The organism is Bradyrhizobium sp. WSM4873, from assembly GCF_055811355.1.
Genome location: NZ_JBVVPS010000041.1, coordinates 40678 through 54954 on the forward strand (window position 1 = coordinate 40678; position 14277 = coordinate 54954).

The 14277-nt window shown below is 65.0% G+C and carries 17 protein-coding genes and 1 tRNA gene; 4 read left to right on the forward strand and 14 right to left on the reverse strand.

Annotation, left to right across the window (positions count from 1 at the left end; all coding sequences use genetic code 11):
* Positions 1 to 144 precede the first annotated feature (144 nt).
* From AC0L21_RS33490 to AC0L21_RS33500, 3 genes are all read right to left on the reverse strand, one after another.
* Positions 145 to 522 (reverse strand): TIGR02301 family protein, encoded by a 378-nt coding sequence (locus AC0L21_RS33490; protein ID WP_007607220.1) that lies wholly within the window; start codon positions 520 to 522, stop codon positions 145 to 147.
* Positions 523 to 729: 207 nt separating this feature from the next.
* Positions 730 to 1164: an NUDIX hydrolase gene (locus tag AC0L21_RS33495; protein WP_473265924.1), complete on the reverse strand. Its 435-nt coding sequence runs from the start codon at positions 1162 to 1164 to the stop codon at positions 730 to 732.
* 18 nt (positions 1165 to 1182) lie between these two features.
* Positions 1183 to 1683: a hypothetical protein gene (locus AC0L21_RS33500; protein WP_473265925.1), complete on the reverse strand. Its 501-nt coding sequence runs from the start codon at positions 1681 to 1683 to the stop codon at positions 1183 to 1185.
* Positions 1684 to 1746: 63 nt separating this feature from the next.
* On the opposite strand from AC0L21_RS33500, the gene AC0L21_RS33505 reads away from it, so the two are divergent.
* Positions 1747 to 2502: an SOS response-associated peptidase gene (locus AC0L21_RS33505; protein ID WP_473265926.1), complete on the forward strand. Its 756-nt coding sequence runs from the start codon at positions 1747 to 1749 to the stop codon at positions 2500 to 2502.
* Positions 2503 to 2690: 188 nt separating this feature from the next.
* On the opposite strand, the gene AC0L21_RS33510 is transcribed toward AC0L21_RS33505, so the two are convergent.
* The 6 genes from AC0L21_RS33510 to AC0L21_RS33535 form a co-directional block, all read right to left on the reverse strand.
* Positions 2691 to 3884 carry a CaiB/BaiF CoA transferase family protein gene (locus AC0L21_RS33510; RefSeq protein ID WP_473265927.1) on the reverse strand — a complete coding sequence of 398 codons (1194 nt, stop codon included), beginning with the start codon at positions 3882 to 3884 and terminating at the stop codon, positions 2691 to 2693.
* 35 nt (positions 3885 to 3919) lie between these two features.
* The gene (locus AC0L21_RS33515) at positions 3920 to 4849 is read right to left on the reverse strand and encodes a glycine reductase (protein ID WP_473265928.1); all 930 of its coding nucleotides are present in this window, start codon (positions 4847 to 4849) and stop codon (positions 3920 to 3922) included.
* Between the two features lie 70 nt (positions 4850 to 4919).
* The gene (locus AC0L21_RS33520) at positions 4920 to 5501 is read right to left on the reverse strand and encodes an NUDIX hydrolase (RefSeq protein WP_027568647.1); all 582 of its coding nucleotides are present in this window, start codon (positions 5499 to 5501) and stop codon (positions 4920 to 4922) included.
* A gap of 9 nt (positions 5502 to 5510) precedes the next feature.
* A complete protein-coding gene (locus AC0L21_RS33525) occupies positions 5511 to 5954 on the reverse strand; it encodes a GNAT family acetyltransferase (RefSeq protein WP_473265929.1) in 444 nt (147 codons plus the stop codon).
* Complete coding sequence (locus tag AC0L21_RS33530) at positions 5951 to 7378, reverse strand: FAD-binding oxidoreductase (protein ID WP_473265930.1); 1428 nt, start codon at positions 7376 to 7378, stop codon at positions 5951 to 5953. Before AC0L21_RS33530 ends, AC0L21_RS33525 begins: the two co-directional genes overlap by 4 nt.
* Positions 7379 to 7400: 22 nt before the next feature.
* Positions 7401 to 8390: an L-threonylcarbamoyladenylate synthase gene (locus tag AC0L21_RS33535; RefSeq protein WP_473265931.1), complete on the reverse strand. Its 990-nt coding sequence runs from the start codon at positions 8388 to 8390 to the stop codon at positions 7401 to 7403.
* Positions 8391 to 8458: 68 nt separating this feature from the next.
* Here AC0L21_RS33535 and AC0L21_RS33540 point away from each other — a divergent pair.
* Positions 8459 to 8535, forward strand: a tRNA-Pro gene (locus AC0L21_RS33540).
* A gap of 227 nt (positions 8536 to 8762) precedes the next feature.
* Here the strand turns inward: AC0L21_RS33540 and AC0L21_RS33545 are convergent.
* The 5 genes from AC0L21_RS33545 to AC0L21_RS33565 all read right to left on the reverse strand — a co-directional run bounded on the left by AC0L21_RS33545 (position 8763) and on the right by AC0L21_RS33565 (position 12233).
* Positions 8763 to 10535, reverse strand: a complete 1773-nt coding sequence (locus tag AC0L21_RS33545) for a hypothetical protein (RefSeq protein WP_473265932.1) — start codon at positions 10533 to 10535, stop codon at positions 8763 to 8765.
* Positions 10536 to 10576: 41 nt separating this feature from the next.
* Positions 10577 to 10768, reverse strand: coding sequence for a hypothetical protein (locus AC0L21_RS33550; RefSeq protein ID WP_473265933.1), 192 nt, complete (start codon positions 10766 to 10768; stop codon positions 10577 to 10579).
* Between the two features lie 275 nt (positions 10769 to 11043).
* Positions 11044 to 11370: a hypothetical protein gene (locus AC0L21_RS33555; protein ID WP_473265934.1), complete on the reverse strand. Its 327-nt coding sequence runs from the start codon at positions 11368 to 11370 to the stop codon at positions 11044 to 11046.
* A gap of 221 nt (positions 11371 to 11591) precedes the next feature.
* Complete coding sequence (locus AC0L21_RS33560) at positions 11592 to 11816, reverse strand: hypothetical protein (protein WP_473265935.1); 225 nt, start codon at positions 11814 to 11816, stop codon at positions 11592 to 11594.
* Between the two features lie 156 nt (positions 11817 to 11972).
* Positions 11973 to 12233 carry a hypothetical protein gene (locus AC0L21_RS33565; RefSeq protein WP_473265936.1) on the reverse strand — a complete coding sequence of 87 codons (261 nt, stop codon included), beginning with the start codon at positions 12231 to 12233 and terminating at the stop codon, positions 11973 to 11975.
* A 184-nt stretch (positions 12234 to 12417) separates the two neighbouring features.
* Here AC0L21_RS33565 and AC0L21_RS33570 point away from each other — a divergent pair, with 184 nt between their 5' ends.
* Complete coding sequence (locus AC0L21_RS33570; protein WP_473265937.1) at positions 12418 to 12873, forward strand: hypothetical protein; 456 nt, start codon at positions 12418 to 12420, stop codon at positions 12871 to 12873.
* Between the two features lie 147 nt (positions 12874 to 13020).
* On the forward strand, positions 13021 to 13980 hold the full coding sequence (locus AC0L21_RS33575) for an N-carbamoyl-D-amino-acid hydrolase (protein WP_473265938.1): 960 nt from the start codon (positions 13021 to 13023) through the stop codon (positions 13978 to 13980).
* The last annotated feature ends 297 nt before the right edge of the window (positions 13981 to 14277 follow it).

Below are 14277 nucleotides of genomic sequence, written 5' to 3' on the forward strand. Positions count from 1 at the left end.
TATTAAAAACCGCGCTCCCCGGGGCCCCGCCGCGGAAATCCGGGGCCCCCGCGCCCCCCCTAAACCCATGGGGCCCCTTCCCGGTTTTACCATGGCATCCGGGGCCCGCGACTTCGTCGCGCCCCGGAATGACGAATGGAGAGTTCAGTTCGCGTAGCGCGCCGTGAGATCGCGCGAGATCTTCGCGCCTTCCTCGATGTAGCGGCGGATCGCCACCGTCGCGGCCGGCGTGCAGCTCCGGTAGGTCTGCTGAAAACCGTTATAGCCGCGGTTGAAGCCGGCGATCATGCGGGTGCGGCGTTCGCCGGCGGGGGTTTCGGCATCGATCAGCGCCTGCATCTCGCTGCGCCATTTGTTGCCCTCGTTGGACCCGCAGATGCCGCGCAGATAGTGCAGCCCGCCGAGGATCTCCGCCAGCCGCTGCAAATCGCCGTCAAACGGCGCTGCCCCGTCCTGAGCCCTCGTGGGCACCGAGGCGCAGGCGAGAATCAGGGCAAAAATGGCCAGAAATCGCGTCGACATCGGCCGGGTGTATGCCTCCTCGGGGCGGCAGACGCAAGGCGCCGGGGCGCGAGCGGTGCGCTCCCTCCCCCGCTTGCGGGGGAGGGTCGGGGAGAGGGTATCTCCGCAGGCGAGCACCCCCAAGAGGAAAAAGCCCTCACCCGCCGCGCTCTCGCGCGTCGACCTCTCCCGCAAGCGGGAGAGGTGCGGGGGAGCTCGCCGTGCGGCCTATGCCTCGATCAGGCGCGCGGCGGACTGGATGACCTCTTCCAGTCCGCCGGTCAGCTTGAGGTCGCCAAGACTGGCCAGGGCCTGCGGGGCGATCCAGCGGTAGTCGTCGAGCTCGTCGTTGAGAACCGGCTCCCGGGCCACCCAGCGGGCGGCAAAGGACATGATCAAATAGTGGCCGGCGCCGGTCGCGGCCGGCAGCACTTCGCGCCAGCCCGCGAGCCCAATGATGTCGATATCGAGCCCGGTCTCCTCGTCGATCTCGCGCGCCAGCGCCTCGTGCAGCGATTCGCCGAACTCGACCCGGCCGCCCGGCAGCGAATAGAACCCCTTTGCCGGCGAGCGCGCGCGCCGGGTCAGAAGCACCTTGCCGTCACGAAAAATCGCGGCACTGACCGCGATCTGGGGACGGCTGGGCTGAACGATCGCAGCCATGACTTCACCTGCTCGGGCTCAGTTCGCCATGATGGTGTCGATGTCGGCTTCCGCGCCGCCATTGATGATGCCGCCGCACGCCGCGATCAGCGGCTTGACCCACTGGGCGGCCTGCTCGGCGAGGCGAACGCGGGTCGTGTCCTTCTCGACCTCGCGCATGGCCGAGCCGACCGCCGTCAGGATCGAGGTCATGGTGTCGGTGAGGTGGTCGAACTGGGCGCGCACGTTCGGGTCGGCTTTTTCATAGGCCTCGATCGCCAGATCCCGGGCCTTGAAGTTCGAGGCCGTGAAATGCTCCGCATAGGACAGCGGCGACCAGGTTAGGAAATCCTCCGCGCATTCCGGCATGTCCGGCACCATTTCCAGCAGCATCACGGCTTCATTGAAATGGTTGAGATAGTCGGTGGCAAGCCCGGTCCGCGGGTTGATGTTGGCCACGCGCAGCCGCTCGGCCCAGGCCGCAGCCTCGGGCCCGGTCCGTCCATGCATCCGCGCCGGCTGGGCGACCGTTGAGCTCATCTGCCGCAGTGTTAACGTTCGGGGTTAAAAGGACCTGAACGGACCCTATATAGGCCCTCAAGGATGTGTGGACGCTTCGTCATAACTTCGGCCCCCGCGGCTCTGCGGCAACTGTTCGGCTACATTGAGCAGCCGAATTTCCCGCCCCGGTTCAACGTGGCCCCGACACAACCGATTCCGGTCGTGCTGGCCGAGAACGGCGCGCGCCATTTTCGCCTGATGCGCTGGGGCCTGTTGCCGGGCTGGGTCAAGGATCCCAAGGGGTTTACGCTCCTGATCAATGCGCGTTCCGAGACGGTGCTGGAGAAGCCGGCCTTCAAACGCGCGATTCGCCGGCGCCGCGGCCTGATTCCGGCCGACGGCTATTACGAATGGAAGACGGAGGGTGGCCGCAAGCAGCCCTTCTTCATCCATCGCGCCGACGGCGCGCCGCTCGGCTTTGCCGCAGTGTTCGAGACCTGGGTCGGGCCGAACGGCGAGGAGGTCGACACGGTCGCGATCGTCACGGCGGCCGCGGGCGAGGATCTCGCCACGCTGCATGACCGCGTGCCCGTCACCATCAGCCCACGCGATTTCGAGCGCTGGCTCGACAGAAGCAGCGATGACGTCGATGCCGTGTTGCCGCTGATGACCGCGCCGCAAATCGGCGAATTCGCCTGGCACCCGGTCTCCACCCGCGTCAACCGCGTCGCCAATGACGACGACCAGTTGCTCCTGCCGATCAGCGCGGAGGAGATGGAAGCGGAGGCGCCGAGGAAGAAGGTGGCGCGGAAAGCGGCGGCCGGCTCGGCCGATGACGGGCAGGGATCGTTGTTCTAACCAAGCTGGCGCGTCTCACTCCGCTGTCGTCCCGGACAAGCGAAGCGCAGATCCGGGACCCATAACCACAGGGAGAAGTTTGGCGCGGGCTGGCAACTGCGAGTCTTCGCCAAACCCGATCCTGTGGTTATGGGTCCCGGGCTCGCGCTGCGCGCGCCCCGGGATGACACTGAATGTGGGGCGCCACCCTACACGATCTCCCTCGCCCGCAGCGCCGCGATGTCCGCTGCGTCAAATCCCAGCTCGCCCAGCACCGCATCCGTATCCGCCCCCAGCTCCGGCGCCATGCGGTCGAGCCGGCCGCCGCCATGCGCGAGCTTGAAGCCGCTGCCGGCAAAGCGCAGGCGGCCATAGGGCGTATCCAGCTCCTGGATCGCGCCACGCGCCTTGATCTGCGGATGGTCGATGACTTCCTCGACCTTCCAGATGCTGGCGCAGGGCGCGCCGGCATCTTCCAGAATGGTCTCCCACTCGCGTGCCGGCCTAGCCGCGAGCGCCTCTTCGATGATGGCGCGTAAGGCCGGCTCGTTCTCGTTGCGCGAAAACCAGTCGGCGAAGCGCGGATCGCTCAACGTGTCCTCGCGGCCGAGCGCAGACATCAGCGCGCGATATTGCTTCTCGTTGTTGACGGCGAGCAGGATGTGGCCGTCGCCGCATCTGAACAAATTCGCCGTGGTCCTGCGGCTGACGGCCTGATTGCCCGACAGCTGCTGGCGATGGCCGGCAACCGACCAGTCCGCGATCTGTCCCGACAGAAACGCCATCGTCGCCTCGAGCATGGAGACGTCGATGAGCTGGCCCTTGCCGGTGCGATCGCGCTGGTACAGCGCGCTCGACACGCCGAACGCAGCAGTCGCGCCCGACAGCACGTCGCACACCGCAAAGCCGGCACGAGTTGGCCCAGTCTCCGGATGACCCGTGATCGCCATGATGCCGGACAGCGCCTGCATCTTGCCGTCATAGCCGGGGCGCAGCCGATCCGGACCGGTCTGGCCGAAGCCTGATACCGCGCAGTAGATCAGCTTCGGATTGATCGCGGACAGCGCCTCGTACCCAATGCCGAGCTTGTCCATCACGCCGGGGCGAAAATTCTCCATGACCACGTCGACTTGCGCGGCGAGCTTTTTCACGATCGCGATCGCATCGGGCTTTTGCAGATCGAGCGTCAGGCTGCGCTTGTTGCCGTTGATGGCCTGGAACGCCGGCGCCAGCCCGCGCTCGGCCCATTCGCGCGACAGCGGCGTGCGGCGCATGTCCTCGCCCTCGCGCCGCTCGACCTTGATAACGTCGGCGCCCAGCAGCGCGAGCTGATAGCTCGCATAAGGGCCGGCCAGCACTTGCGTGAAGTCCAGGATCTTCACGCCCTCGAACGGTCGCGTCACGTCGCTCTCCCTTTTGTTTTGGTTGTCGGAGGACGTCAGGCGGCGCGATTGCCGCGCGCGATCTCCTTCTGCTTGTCGAATTCCGCACGGCGGCGCGCCAGCTCTTCGGGCGAGAGTTGCGCGACGTTGTTGTAGTCGAGCTTCCAGGAAGCGTCCTCGCTCCAGCGCAGCGGCGACTGCATCGTGGTCTGCGGGCCGCTCGCGGTCTCCAGCAGTCTGAGCGCCAGCTCGAGCGTCTGTGCCTGCGAGGCGATGTCGTGCGGTTTGCCGGCGGAATTGCCGAGCGGGAAATCCGAGAACAGGAAGCGCGGCACGGCGGCGTGCTCGATGATGTCCTTGGCGCAGCCCATGATCACGGTCGGAATGCCGTTCCGCTCCAGATGCCGCGCCACCAGCGCCGTGGTCTGATGGCAGACCGGGCAGTTCGGCACCAGCACGGCGACATCGACCTTGTCGGCGACGGCCCGCGCCAGAATTTCCGGCGCGTCGGTGTCGAGCGTGACGCGATGGCTACGGTTGGTCGGCGCGCCGAAGAAGCGCGGGGCCACCTCGCCGATGCGCTCCGCAGCGCTCGCCTTCAACAGTTGCGGCAGCGGAAACCAGGTGCCGTTGTCGGTGGCCGTGGTGTGCTTGCGATCGTAGCCGATATGCGAGATGCGAAGGTCGTGCGGCTTCGCCGTGTCGCCGTCATAGACCTGGTAGAATTTCGCACCGCCATTATAAGCCGCGCCCGGCCCCTGGTCGCCCTTGGCCGGATCGTATGGCGCGGCCGTCGTGATGATGGTGACGCGTGATTGCGACAGCGGCTTCTTCAGCGGCTGGAACGGCGCCTCGGTGTAGTGAGCCCAGCGATACGCCGTGGTGTAGCCAATCGCGGCGTAATAGTCCCGCGTGCGCTGCATATAGGGGACGAAGGCGTCGTAGTCGGGCGCAAAGCCGAATTCGTCGTCGCGCGAAGCGGACATGGGCGCGTCTCCTGGTTCTTGTTGGCGACAGACTAGAGATAGTCGGGGGTGAGCTCAAGAGTAAGCAAGCTCACCGAAACACATGCAGCGCCACATGCTGCAGCAGCATGATCGCCTTGGCGTCGATGATGCGGCCGTCCGCGATCATCGCTAAGGCCTCGTCGATGCCGAGCTCCAGCACCTCGATGTCCTCGCCTTCATGTTCGAGGCCGCCGCCGTCGCTGACCCGCATCTCCGGCTCGTATTCGGCGACGAAGAAATGCAGCTTCTCGGTGATGGCCCCGGGGCTCATGAACGCTTCAAACACCTTGTGGACGTGGTGCAGGCGATAGCCGGTTTCCTCCTCGGCCTCGGCGCGGATGCGCATTTCGGGCGAGGCGTCGTCCAGCACGCCGGCGGCCGCCTCGATCAGCAGATCGTCGTAGCCGCGAATGAACGCCGGCAGGCGGAATTGCTTCACCAGGATCACCGTACGGCGTGCCAGATTATACGGCAGCACGGCCGCGGCGTTGTCGCGCTCATAGGTCTCGCGGTGCTGGGTCTGCCATTCGCCATTGGCGCGCCGGTACTCGAACGTGGTGTTCTTGAGAGTGGTCCAGCCGTCCGAGAGCACGCGGACGTCCTTGATGCGGACGCGGTCGGAAATCGTCATGCTTCGATCTCAATTGCTTGGCGTTGTGGTGCGGCCGTCGAGCCACTTCTGGAACATCACCGAAGTGGATTCCTCGAAACCCAGCGACTGGTAGAACGCGTTGGCCTGCTCATTGCCGCGCCGGACCAGGAGCTGGAGCTTTGCGATGCCGGCCGCGCGCAGCCAGTCCTCGGCTGCGGCCATGATGACGCGACCGTAACCACGCTTCTGGCTTTCCGGATCGACCGCGACGTAGTAGACCCAGCCGCGATGGCCGTCATGGCCGACCATCGCGGTGGCGACGATGGTGCCGCCGTCGCGGCCGAGCAGGATGGTGGAATTGTCGCGCCTCCGCGCCAGCGCGATGTCGGCATGCGGATCGTTCCACGGCCGCGTCAGGCCGCAGCGCTGCCACAGCGTGACCACGGGCTCGACATCGGCCTCGGTGATCGCGTCGATCGTGAGCGCACTCACAACACTTTTCCCGGGTTCATGATTCCAAGCGGATCGAGCATCGCCTTGATGGACCGCATCAGCTCGATTGCAGTCTTGTCCTTCACATCGGGAAGCTCGTCGCGCTTGAGCACGCCGATACCGTGCTCCGCCGAGATCGAGCCGCCCATGCGCAGCACGATGGCGAACACGACCGCGTTCATCTCGTGCCAGCGCGCCAGATAGTCCGCGGTGTTGGCGCCGATCGGCTGGCTGACATTGTAGTGCAGATTGCCGTCGCCGAGATGGCCGAACGGCACCGGCCGCGCGCCGGGGATCAGCTTGACCACGGCTTCATTGGCCTCGGCGATGAAGGCGGGCACGGTCGCCACCGGCACCGAGATATCGTGCTTGATCGAGCCGCCCTCCGGCTTCTGTGCCGACGACATCTCGTCGCGCAGCTTCCAGAAGCCGGCGCGCTGGGTGAGGTTGGCCGCGATCACCGCGTCGTCGACGATCTCGTCCTCCATGGCGCGGCCGAGGATCGTTTCCAGCGGCGTGCGGGCGTCATCGCCGGGCGAAGACAATTCCATCAGCACGTACCAGTCATGCTTTTGCGCGAGCGGATCGCGCACGTCGATGCCGTGGCGGATCGAGAAATCGACCGCCATCTCCGAGAGCAGCTCGAAACTCGTCAGCGCATTGGCGGCCTCGCTTTGCGCGATCGCCAGCAGTTTCAGCGCGGCGTCCGGCGACTTCAGCCCGACGAAGGCGGTCTCGATCGACCGCGGCTTCGGAAACAGTTTTAGCGTCGCCGCGGTGATGATGCCGAGCGTGCCTTCGGCGCCGATGAAGAGGTTGTGCAGATTGTAGCCGGTGTTGTCCTTCTTCAGCTTCGACAGCACGCCGAGCACGCGCCCGTCCGCCAGCACCACCTCGAGCCCCAGCGCCATCTCGCGCGCGACGCCATAGGCGAGCGCGGCCGTGCCGCCGGCATTGGTCGAGAGATTGCCGCCGATGGTGCAGCTCCCTTCTGCGCCCAGCGAGAGCGGAAACAGCCGGTCCACGTCCGCGGCCTTCTGTTGCGCGATCTGCAGCACCACGCCGGCCTCGCAGGTCATGGTGTTCGAGGCGGTGTCGATCTCACGGATCTTGTCGAGCCGCCGCAGCGATACCACCACCTCGCCATTGTGCGGGGTCTGGCCGCCGACGAGCCCGGTGTTGCCGCCCTGCGGAACCAGTGCGATTTTGTGCTCGGAGGCGAGCTTGCAGATCGCGGCGACCTCCGCGGTCGAGCCCGGGCGCAGCACCAGCGGCGAGCGGCCGTGGAACAGATTGCGCTCCTCGGTGACATAGGCCTCGATGTCGGCCGCATCGGTGATGGCGTGCCTCTCGCCGACGATCCTGCGGAATTGTTCGATCAGCTCGGGCGCAAGCGGTGGGCTGGCGGAATGATTGACGTTCATTGTCTTGTCTCTTGCTTCGCTCTTATCTCGCGACAGCCGCCCGGCGCAGCCGGTCGTTGATCGCTTCGCCCAGATCTTGTTCGGGGATCGCCATCACCGCGATCGCCCGCGGCCCGCTGGCATCGAGGGCGCGAAGATAGCCGAACAGATTGGCGGCGGCTTCATCGAGATCGCCGCTGGGCGACAAATTCATGACCGCGGTGGCGGCCTCCAGGCCGGGCAGGCGCGCGGGGCCGAACGCCAGCAGCGCTTCGCCCGGCGCGACATCCAGCGCATTGAGCCGCACATTGGCGCGCGGCGCGTAATGCGAGGCCAGCATGCCCGGCGCCAGCGGCTGGCTGTCGTCGCTGTCGGTCTCTGCGGGCAGTCGCGCCAGCGATGCACCGAGCACGGCTTCGATCCGCTCGCGTGACAGCCCGCCGGGCCGCAGCAGCATCGGCACCGCAAAACAGCCGACGATGGTCGATTCGACGCCGACCGTAACCGGCCCGCCGTCGACGATCAGGTCGATCCGCCCCGCAAGGTCGCCCTCGACATGGGCGGCCAGCGTCGGTGAGACGTGGCCGGAGAGGTTGGCGGACGGCGCCACCACCGCCCCGCCGAAGGCGCGCAGGATCGCCTGCGCCACCGGATGGGCCGGAATGCGGATCGCGACCGTATCGAGGCCCGCGGTGGCAAGCTCAGCCACCGGGCAGTTTTTCGTCTTCGGTACCACCAGCGTCAGCGGCCCCGGCCAGAACGCCTCCGCGAGGCGCAAGGCGCAGGCGTCGAACCGCCCGATCCTGCGCGCGGCCGCGAGGTCGGCGACATGCGCGATCAGCGGATTGAAGGCCGGGCGCCCCTTGGCGGCGTAAAGATGGGCGATCGCGCCGGCATTTCCGGCGTCCGCCCCGAGCCCGTAGACCGTCTCGGTCGGGAACGCGACCAGCCCGCCGGCGGCCAATGTCCGGGCGGCAGCTTCCGCGCCGGCCGCGCCGGCCGGTAAAATCAGCGTTTCGAGACCCGTTTTCACAGGGATAAGATTCCTCAGCTCGGCCGCTTGCGGTGCGCCAAACCCGACGCTATAAGCCGGCCTCTTGTCGGAGTGTGGCTCAGCCCGGTAGAGCACTGCGTTCGGGACGCAGGGGTCGCAGGTTCGAATCCTGCCACTCCGACCATTCTTCCAAAAGTCGACGTTTTCCTAGAGGCTTGGCGGACCGGCCGCCGGCGCCCTAGAGTGCCTTTATTGCAACGATTTTCGGTGCGGGTCCACGGCCGATTTGGCCGGGCAGGGGCGCCTGTGCGCGTGGCATGGCTGATCCGGCTCCAAGCCTCACCGCAATGCAGAGGTCTTGCGACAAGCCCGGATCGGCAATCCCGATCCGGATTGGTGAAGGCGACAGGCTCAGGCGGTCAGAGACTGTGGGCCTTGCAGCAAAGCGATTGCGCGCTCGAACCCGTCTCCGCCGGCCGCTGCAGCGAGGCGGGGTGAGATGCCGTCAAGCGCAGGATGCTGCTGATCGAGCCAGATTGCTGCCGCGCCGCCCAGCCGGGCCTGGGCTGCGGTTTGCAGCGCGCGTACGCGTTCCTGGCTTTCGTTGACCAGCGGATCGTAACGGAGTGCGGCCGCGGCTTGCGGGATGTACCAGGCAAGTGCAAACCCCACCGCGGCATTGATAAGGGTGGTGAGAATGATTCTGTCCACCGCGGCACCGGCGGTGCCCAGAATGATCTGCCATGTGGCGCAGGCGGCGATAAGCCCGCAGAGCCCGGTGATGACAGTCTCGGCGCCAAGCTCCCATGCGCGCGACGGGCGCTGACCAGCCTGCGCGTTGTCAAGATGAAAGACGTAGAATGCTCCCGTCACCATGGCGAGCAGGGCACTGGGAATCTCAATTCTGAAGCTGTCTTCCGTTGGTGGGGCCTGGGTAAGTCCCCAGATGATGAGCGCGAGATATCCTGCGATGCCACAGATCACAGCCACCCGGACGTAGTTTGCTATACTTGTCTGTTGACGCTGTCCCGAGGTGACGAACCATCGTCCCTTGCCGATGGCGCGTCTGCGCACGAGATCGGCCACGATGATCGCAGTTGCGTAGGGCACGAACGTTGCTGCGGCATCCCAGAAAGGCTGCATCACGGTTTGCGGAAAGACCGGCGACGTCGTCCATAAGCCGAGCTGGCCGAGCCCGTCGGCGGCGAGACCCAGCAAGACGACGCTCATTGCGACAGCCGTCAGACTGACAAGCTTTAGGTCACCTGTACCCTGCGGGCGCAGCGTGGGTTTCAGCATGATGCCAAATGGTCGCAGCGCCAGATCAATATCGTCGTTGGGCTGCGTCTTGAGTCGTACCGCACATCCGAGCAGGACGTAGAGCTTGCGCAGATTGTCCACGATGCAGCGGCGAAGCTCTTCGTTCGTGTAATAAGGGTCGCTTTCCCGCGCGCTTCGATAGGCCGTCATCTGAGGTTCCATGGATCTTTTCTGGCTCTCGATGAGATCCAGATCGCTCTGGTAGTCCTGTAAGAGGCTCGCATCGAGGGCGCCGGTGAAGCCTTCCATGCGATAGGATTTCAGGGCGTAGAGAAGACAGCAAAGCCGCGCCCAATTATGCTCGAGCGTATGGCGAGATCGCGTGAAGTCGTCAGGCAGGATACCGCGCATCTGCAGCGACCGAAGTGCCTCACCCGCATAGGCTGTGAAATCGAAGTCAGCGGTCGCTATCCGCTCCGCTGTGGCGCGTGCGGCATCGGGAATGTAGGCGCGCTCATGCGCGTACTGGCGCATATAGGTCTCGATCAGCATGAGGCCAGGCACGTTCGGGAGCGCCCCCATCAGCACAAACGCGAGGGCGAGCGGCATTCCCAGATAGCTGAACTGCTTTGGTAGCGTGAGGCCAAGCTGTTCGAGATTGTTTGCTCCCAGCAGCGACAGCACCACCAGGATTGTAGCCATCGAACCGAAATAGATCAGGAAACCGTGCGAATATTCCTCATGCGTTGCCAGTTGACGCGGCAGCATCTGATAGATGAAGTCGCCGCTTCCAGTGACGCTGCGCTCGGCGAATTTGCGCTGGCAGAACACGTAGATGAGCCAAACCGCGAGCGCGAGGGACGCAAAGAAAAATATGCTCATCTGGTCCAGCGGCACTCCAAGCTTCATGGGAAGCGTAGGCATGGCCATTCTCCATCACGCACGATAGTCATCAACCGGGTAAGTTAATAGCATCTGCCGTTGAAGCAGCGCCCTTGCGCGACCGTCGTCGGCGCGGAGGCGGGTCGATTGATACTCGTCTGGTTTGCAGCCCCCGTGTCTGCCGTCTGATTGCCGGCGATGGGGCCGCTGGTCTGCGAGACGACGGCGGCCAGCACGAGTGTGCGCATTAAAGATGTTGCTGAAATCAGAGTCATGGCAATCTCCTCTGGAGATCGGTTAGCAGGCACCTCGGGTCTCGTTGTCGGAGTTTGCTGTCCGGCGTCCCGCGACCCAGACCTGCGGGTTGCAATAAACAAGCGGAGCCAATCCATGCTAGGACGATGTGGAGGATTCAAATGTGAAGCGGTTCACATGCAACCGGAGCAAGTTTTCACAAGCGCGAGATTGCATGAAGCAGACAAGCGTGGGGTGACGAACGAACCGCTGCGTGGGTACAAGAAAACCGGCGCGAGTTCTGCGCAGATGCCGATCAGTGTCGGGCCACCAGCACACCCAACAAAAAGGCGACCGCCAGCGCCGGCAGCGGCGCCTCACGGACCATGCCGCGAACGATATGTGTCCAATGTTGCTCCGGGACGAGTTTCGGAGACCTGATCTCTGGCGTCGGCGTGATGCCCCATTCCGACGCGAACTCGGCGATCTCGCTTGAGGCGAGCCGGACGCCGTCGCGGACGCGGAAGATGGCGGCGTCCGCGCGCTCGCGCGGCGCGAGCAGCATCATGGTCGTGACGGCCGTACGCAGGGTCATCTCGCCGTAGCCTTGCAGCCTGACCGATTCCTCGGGGTCGGACGTCATCGCAAATACCTCACAGCGCCAAATGCTCTATAGCGCGAAGTGGCGCGCGATGGTGAATGCCATCGTCGCGCACAGGACCAGCGTGGATACCGCGCCGGCCACGCCGCGCGCGAGATCGGCCCGCGTCAGGTGCCTGGTCATGATTTTGCTCCATGCTCGGCATGGCAATGGCGGGGAGGCGGCGTTGGTTCCCTGCGCGACCAGCGAATCGCGAACGCCGGCTATTTCCGCAGCAGTTCGCTCAGCGCCGCCGTCGCCTCGGCGCAGCGGATCTCGTCGATCTCGCGCGACAGGCTGAGCGCGCTCGATCTGAGCTCTTCGACTTTCCAGCTCTCGTGGTGCTGGGTCTCGAGTTGAGCAAGCCGCTTGTTCAGCTCGTCCAACCTGGTCTGCAATTGTTCGACGCTGGCGGCCCCATTCACCACCCAGACTCTTTGCGCACGCATCGTAGTTCCCCTGCTAGTCTCACGGCGTTGTGAGAGGGGTTCGTGGCCGCAATGGGAGTTTCTTTTGTCCGGCTTCAGACGGTCGGGAACCGTTGCAGAACGGCAACGCGAGTTCCCTAGCGTTCGGGTGCGTCCCGAGCTCGGGCCGCCACCGCATCAGGCCGCGCGCGGCCACTCGGTCGATCGCTTTTCAAGCCGGCTTTCGAGAATCGCGATGCTCACCCGGATATTGTCGCGCCGGGCCCGCAGGTTCTGCGCGAGCATCGGGTAGGCGACGTTCTGGGGATCGGAGATTCCAGCCTTCCGCTCTTCCTCCAGAATGTCGGCGTCGATCATTCGCATGCGCCAGCGCAGATCGGAGATCAATGCGTGGAGCTGGGTCGGCATGGTCGCTTCGAAACGGGACGTCGGGTGCATGATCGCCTCACGATGAGACAGACCCACTGCGGGTCCGAGGGATTAGACTGCCGTGCAGCAAGCTGAATGCCAGTGCGCCGGCTGAGCGAGTTCCTCTCTGGCAATTGCGCGACGTCGCGCCGGAACGATTGCCACTCTTTCCCGTTGCTGCAGGGGCCTCGATCACGAGGCGATCGAGGGACCCATGCCGCTCATCCGCTATTTCGTCTTCACCGGCGGCGCTCTGCTCGCCCTCCTGTACGTTGCTGATTATTACCTGGCCGGCCCCGTGAGCGCGGCCGCCGAAACCGGGCCGGACCTCTCGATCGCCCGGATTCATTCGGCACAGACATGGCCGGAGAAGATTGTCTTCGACACCAACGTGCGACAGATTCCGTTGACCAAAACCGTGGCGTCCACGTCAGACGCGGCGGCGCCGGCCGCGCCGGAAGGTACGCGCCAGGCATTTGCGATGGCGGCGCAGCCCACGGCGGAGCTCAAGGCTTCGGACTCCAAGGCTTCGGACTCAAAGGCCGCGGAGCCCAGGCAGGCCAAGGCCGCTCCGAACAAGCGCGTCGCGGAGCGGCGTCGTCGCCGCCAGCCGTCGCGCATGGCGGCGCGCAGTCAGTTCTTCAACGAGCCCCTTGCCGCCGAATGGTGAGTGGCGCGTCCCAAGTCCCACGTCCCACGTGACGGTCGGGCTGCCTCTCGGTTGGGCACCGTGCCGGACAGCGAGGCTGTGCGCGCGACGCATCGCACGATAGTCTCTGCCGCGACCTGACCCGGGAAGCGGAAGAGGGAAAGATTCGTGGCGAGATTTGTGACGATCGCGGCCGGCCAGCTCGGCCCCGTGGCGCGGACCGAGACCAGAACCGCGGTCGTGGCGCGCCTGCTGGCCCTGATGCGCCAGGCCCACGCCAACGGCTGCGACCTGATCGTCTATCCCGAGTTGGCGCTGACCACGTTCTTTCCGCGCTGGTATTTCGAGGATCAGGCCGAGATCGACAGCTTCTTCGAGCGCGAGATGCCGGGGCCGGAGACGAGAGGCCTGTTCGATCTCGCGCGCGAGATCGGCATTGGATTTTGCCTTGGCTATGCCGAGCTGACGATCGAGGCCGGACTTGTCAGGCGCTACAACACCTCCATCCTGGTCGATCGAAGCGGCGCCATCGTGGCCAGATATCGCAAGGTGCATTTGCCCGGGCATGCCGAGCACGAGCCCTGGCGCGAATTCCAGCATCTGGAAAAACGCTATTTCGAGCCCGGCGATCGCTTTGGCGTGACCGATGCCTTTGGCGGCATCATGGGAATGGCGATCTGCAATGACCGCCGCTGGAGCGAGACCTATCGGGTGATGGGCCTGCAGGGCGTCGAGATGGTGATGATCGGCTACAACACGCCGGTGCACAATCCGCCCGCGCCCGAGCATGACGATCTCTCGCTGTTTCACAATCATCTGGTGATGCAGGCCGGCGCCTACCAGAACGGCACCTTCGTGGTCGGCGTCGCCAAAGCGGGGGTCGAGGAGGGCGTCGACCACATCGGCGGAAGCTGCATCATCGCGCCCTCCGGCGAGATCATCGCGCGATGCACCACCAAGGGCGACGAGATCGCGCTCGCCCGCTGCGACCTCGATCTCTGCAACTCCTACAAGCGCACCACCTTCAATTTCGACGTTCACCGTCAGCCGCAGGCCTACGGGATGATTGTCGCACGGAAGGGCGTGACCATGATGGCGGACGGAACGCCGGTGCGAACGAAGGAGTGAGCTCCTGTAGCCCGGGTGAGCGTAGCGATACCCGGGACCGCCGCGAGAGTCCCGGATGTCGCTTCGCTCATCCGGGCTACGGGACTTCCTGTGTCGCCCCCCGTCAACCCCTCCCCACAAAAATATTCCACTTTACCGAAATTCGGTTTTGGCGTATGTGTCGCGCATCCCGGCTCATCCTTGAGGGGCGATCTCGTTGTCGTCTTGATTGCGAGCCGGGTTGCGATGGACGCGGCAGCGTCGGCATGAGAGGTGCGGGCAGGGCGGGTAGTCCCTGTGAGCCCGCAACCGCGTGCG

Coding starts and splice junctions, on each gene's coding strand:
- AC0L21_RS33490 (WP_007607220.1), bottom strand. CDS start 522: ATGTCGACGCGATTTCTGGCCATTTTTGCCCTGATTCTCGCCTGCGCC.
- AC0L21_RS33495 (WP_473265924.1), bottom strand. CDS start 1,164: ATGGCTGCGATCGTTCAGCCCAGCCGTCCCCAGATCGCGGTCAGTGCC.
- AC0L21_RS33500 (WP_473265925.1), bottom strand. CDS start 1,683: ATGAGCTCAACGGTCGCCCAGCCGGCGCGGATGCATGGACGGACCGGG.
- AC0L21_RS33505 (WP_473265926.1), top strand. CDS start 1,747: ATGTGTGGACGCTTCGTCATAACTTCGGCCCCCGCGGCTCTGCGGCAA.
- AC0L21_RS33515 (WP_473265928.1), bottom strand. CDS start 4,849: ATGTCCGCTTCGCGCGACGACGAATTCGGCTTTGCGCCCGACTACGAC.
- AC0L21_RS33520 (WP_027568647.1), bottom strand. CDS start 5,501: ATGACGATTTCCGACCGCGTCCGCATCAAGGACGTCCGCGTGCTCTCG.
- AC0L21_RS33530 (WP_473265930.1), bottom strand. CDS start 7,378: ATGAACGTCAATCATTCCGCCAGCCCACCGCTTGCGCCCGAGCTGATC.
- AC0L21_RS33545 (WP_473265932.1), bottom strand. CDS start 10,535: ATGCCTACGCTTCCCATGAAGCTTGGAGTGCCGCTGGACCAGATGAGC.
- AC0L21_RS33550 (WP_473265933.1), bottom strand. CDS start 10,768: ATGACTCTGATTTCAGCAACATCTTTAATGCGCACACTCGTGCTGGCC.
- AC0L21_RS33555 (WP_473265934.1), bottom strand. CDS start 11,370: ATGACGTCCGACCCCGAGGAATCGGTCAGGCTGCAAGGCTACGGCGAG.
- AC0L21_RS33560 (WP_473265935.1), bottom strand. CDS start 11,816: ATGCGTGCGCAAAGAGTCTGGGTGGTGAATGGGGCCGCCAGCGTCGAA.
- AC0L21_RS33565 (WP_473265936.1), bottom strand. CDS start 12,233: ATGCACCCGACGTCCCGTTTCGAAGCGACCATGCCGACCCAGCTCCAC.
- AC0L21_RS33570 (WP_473265937.1), top strand. CDS start 12,418: ATGCCGCTCATCCGCTATTTCGTCTTCACCGGCGGCGCTCTGCTCGCC.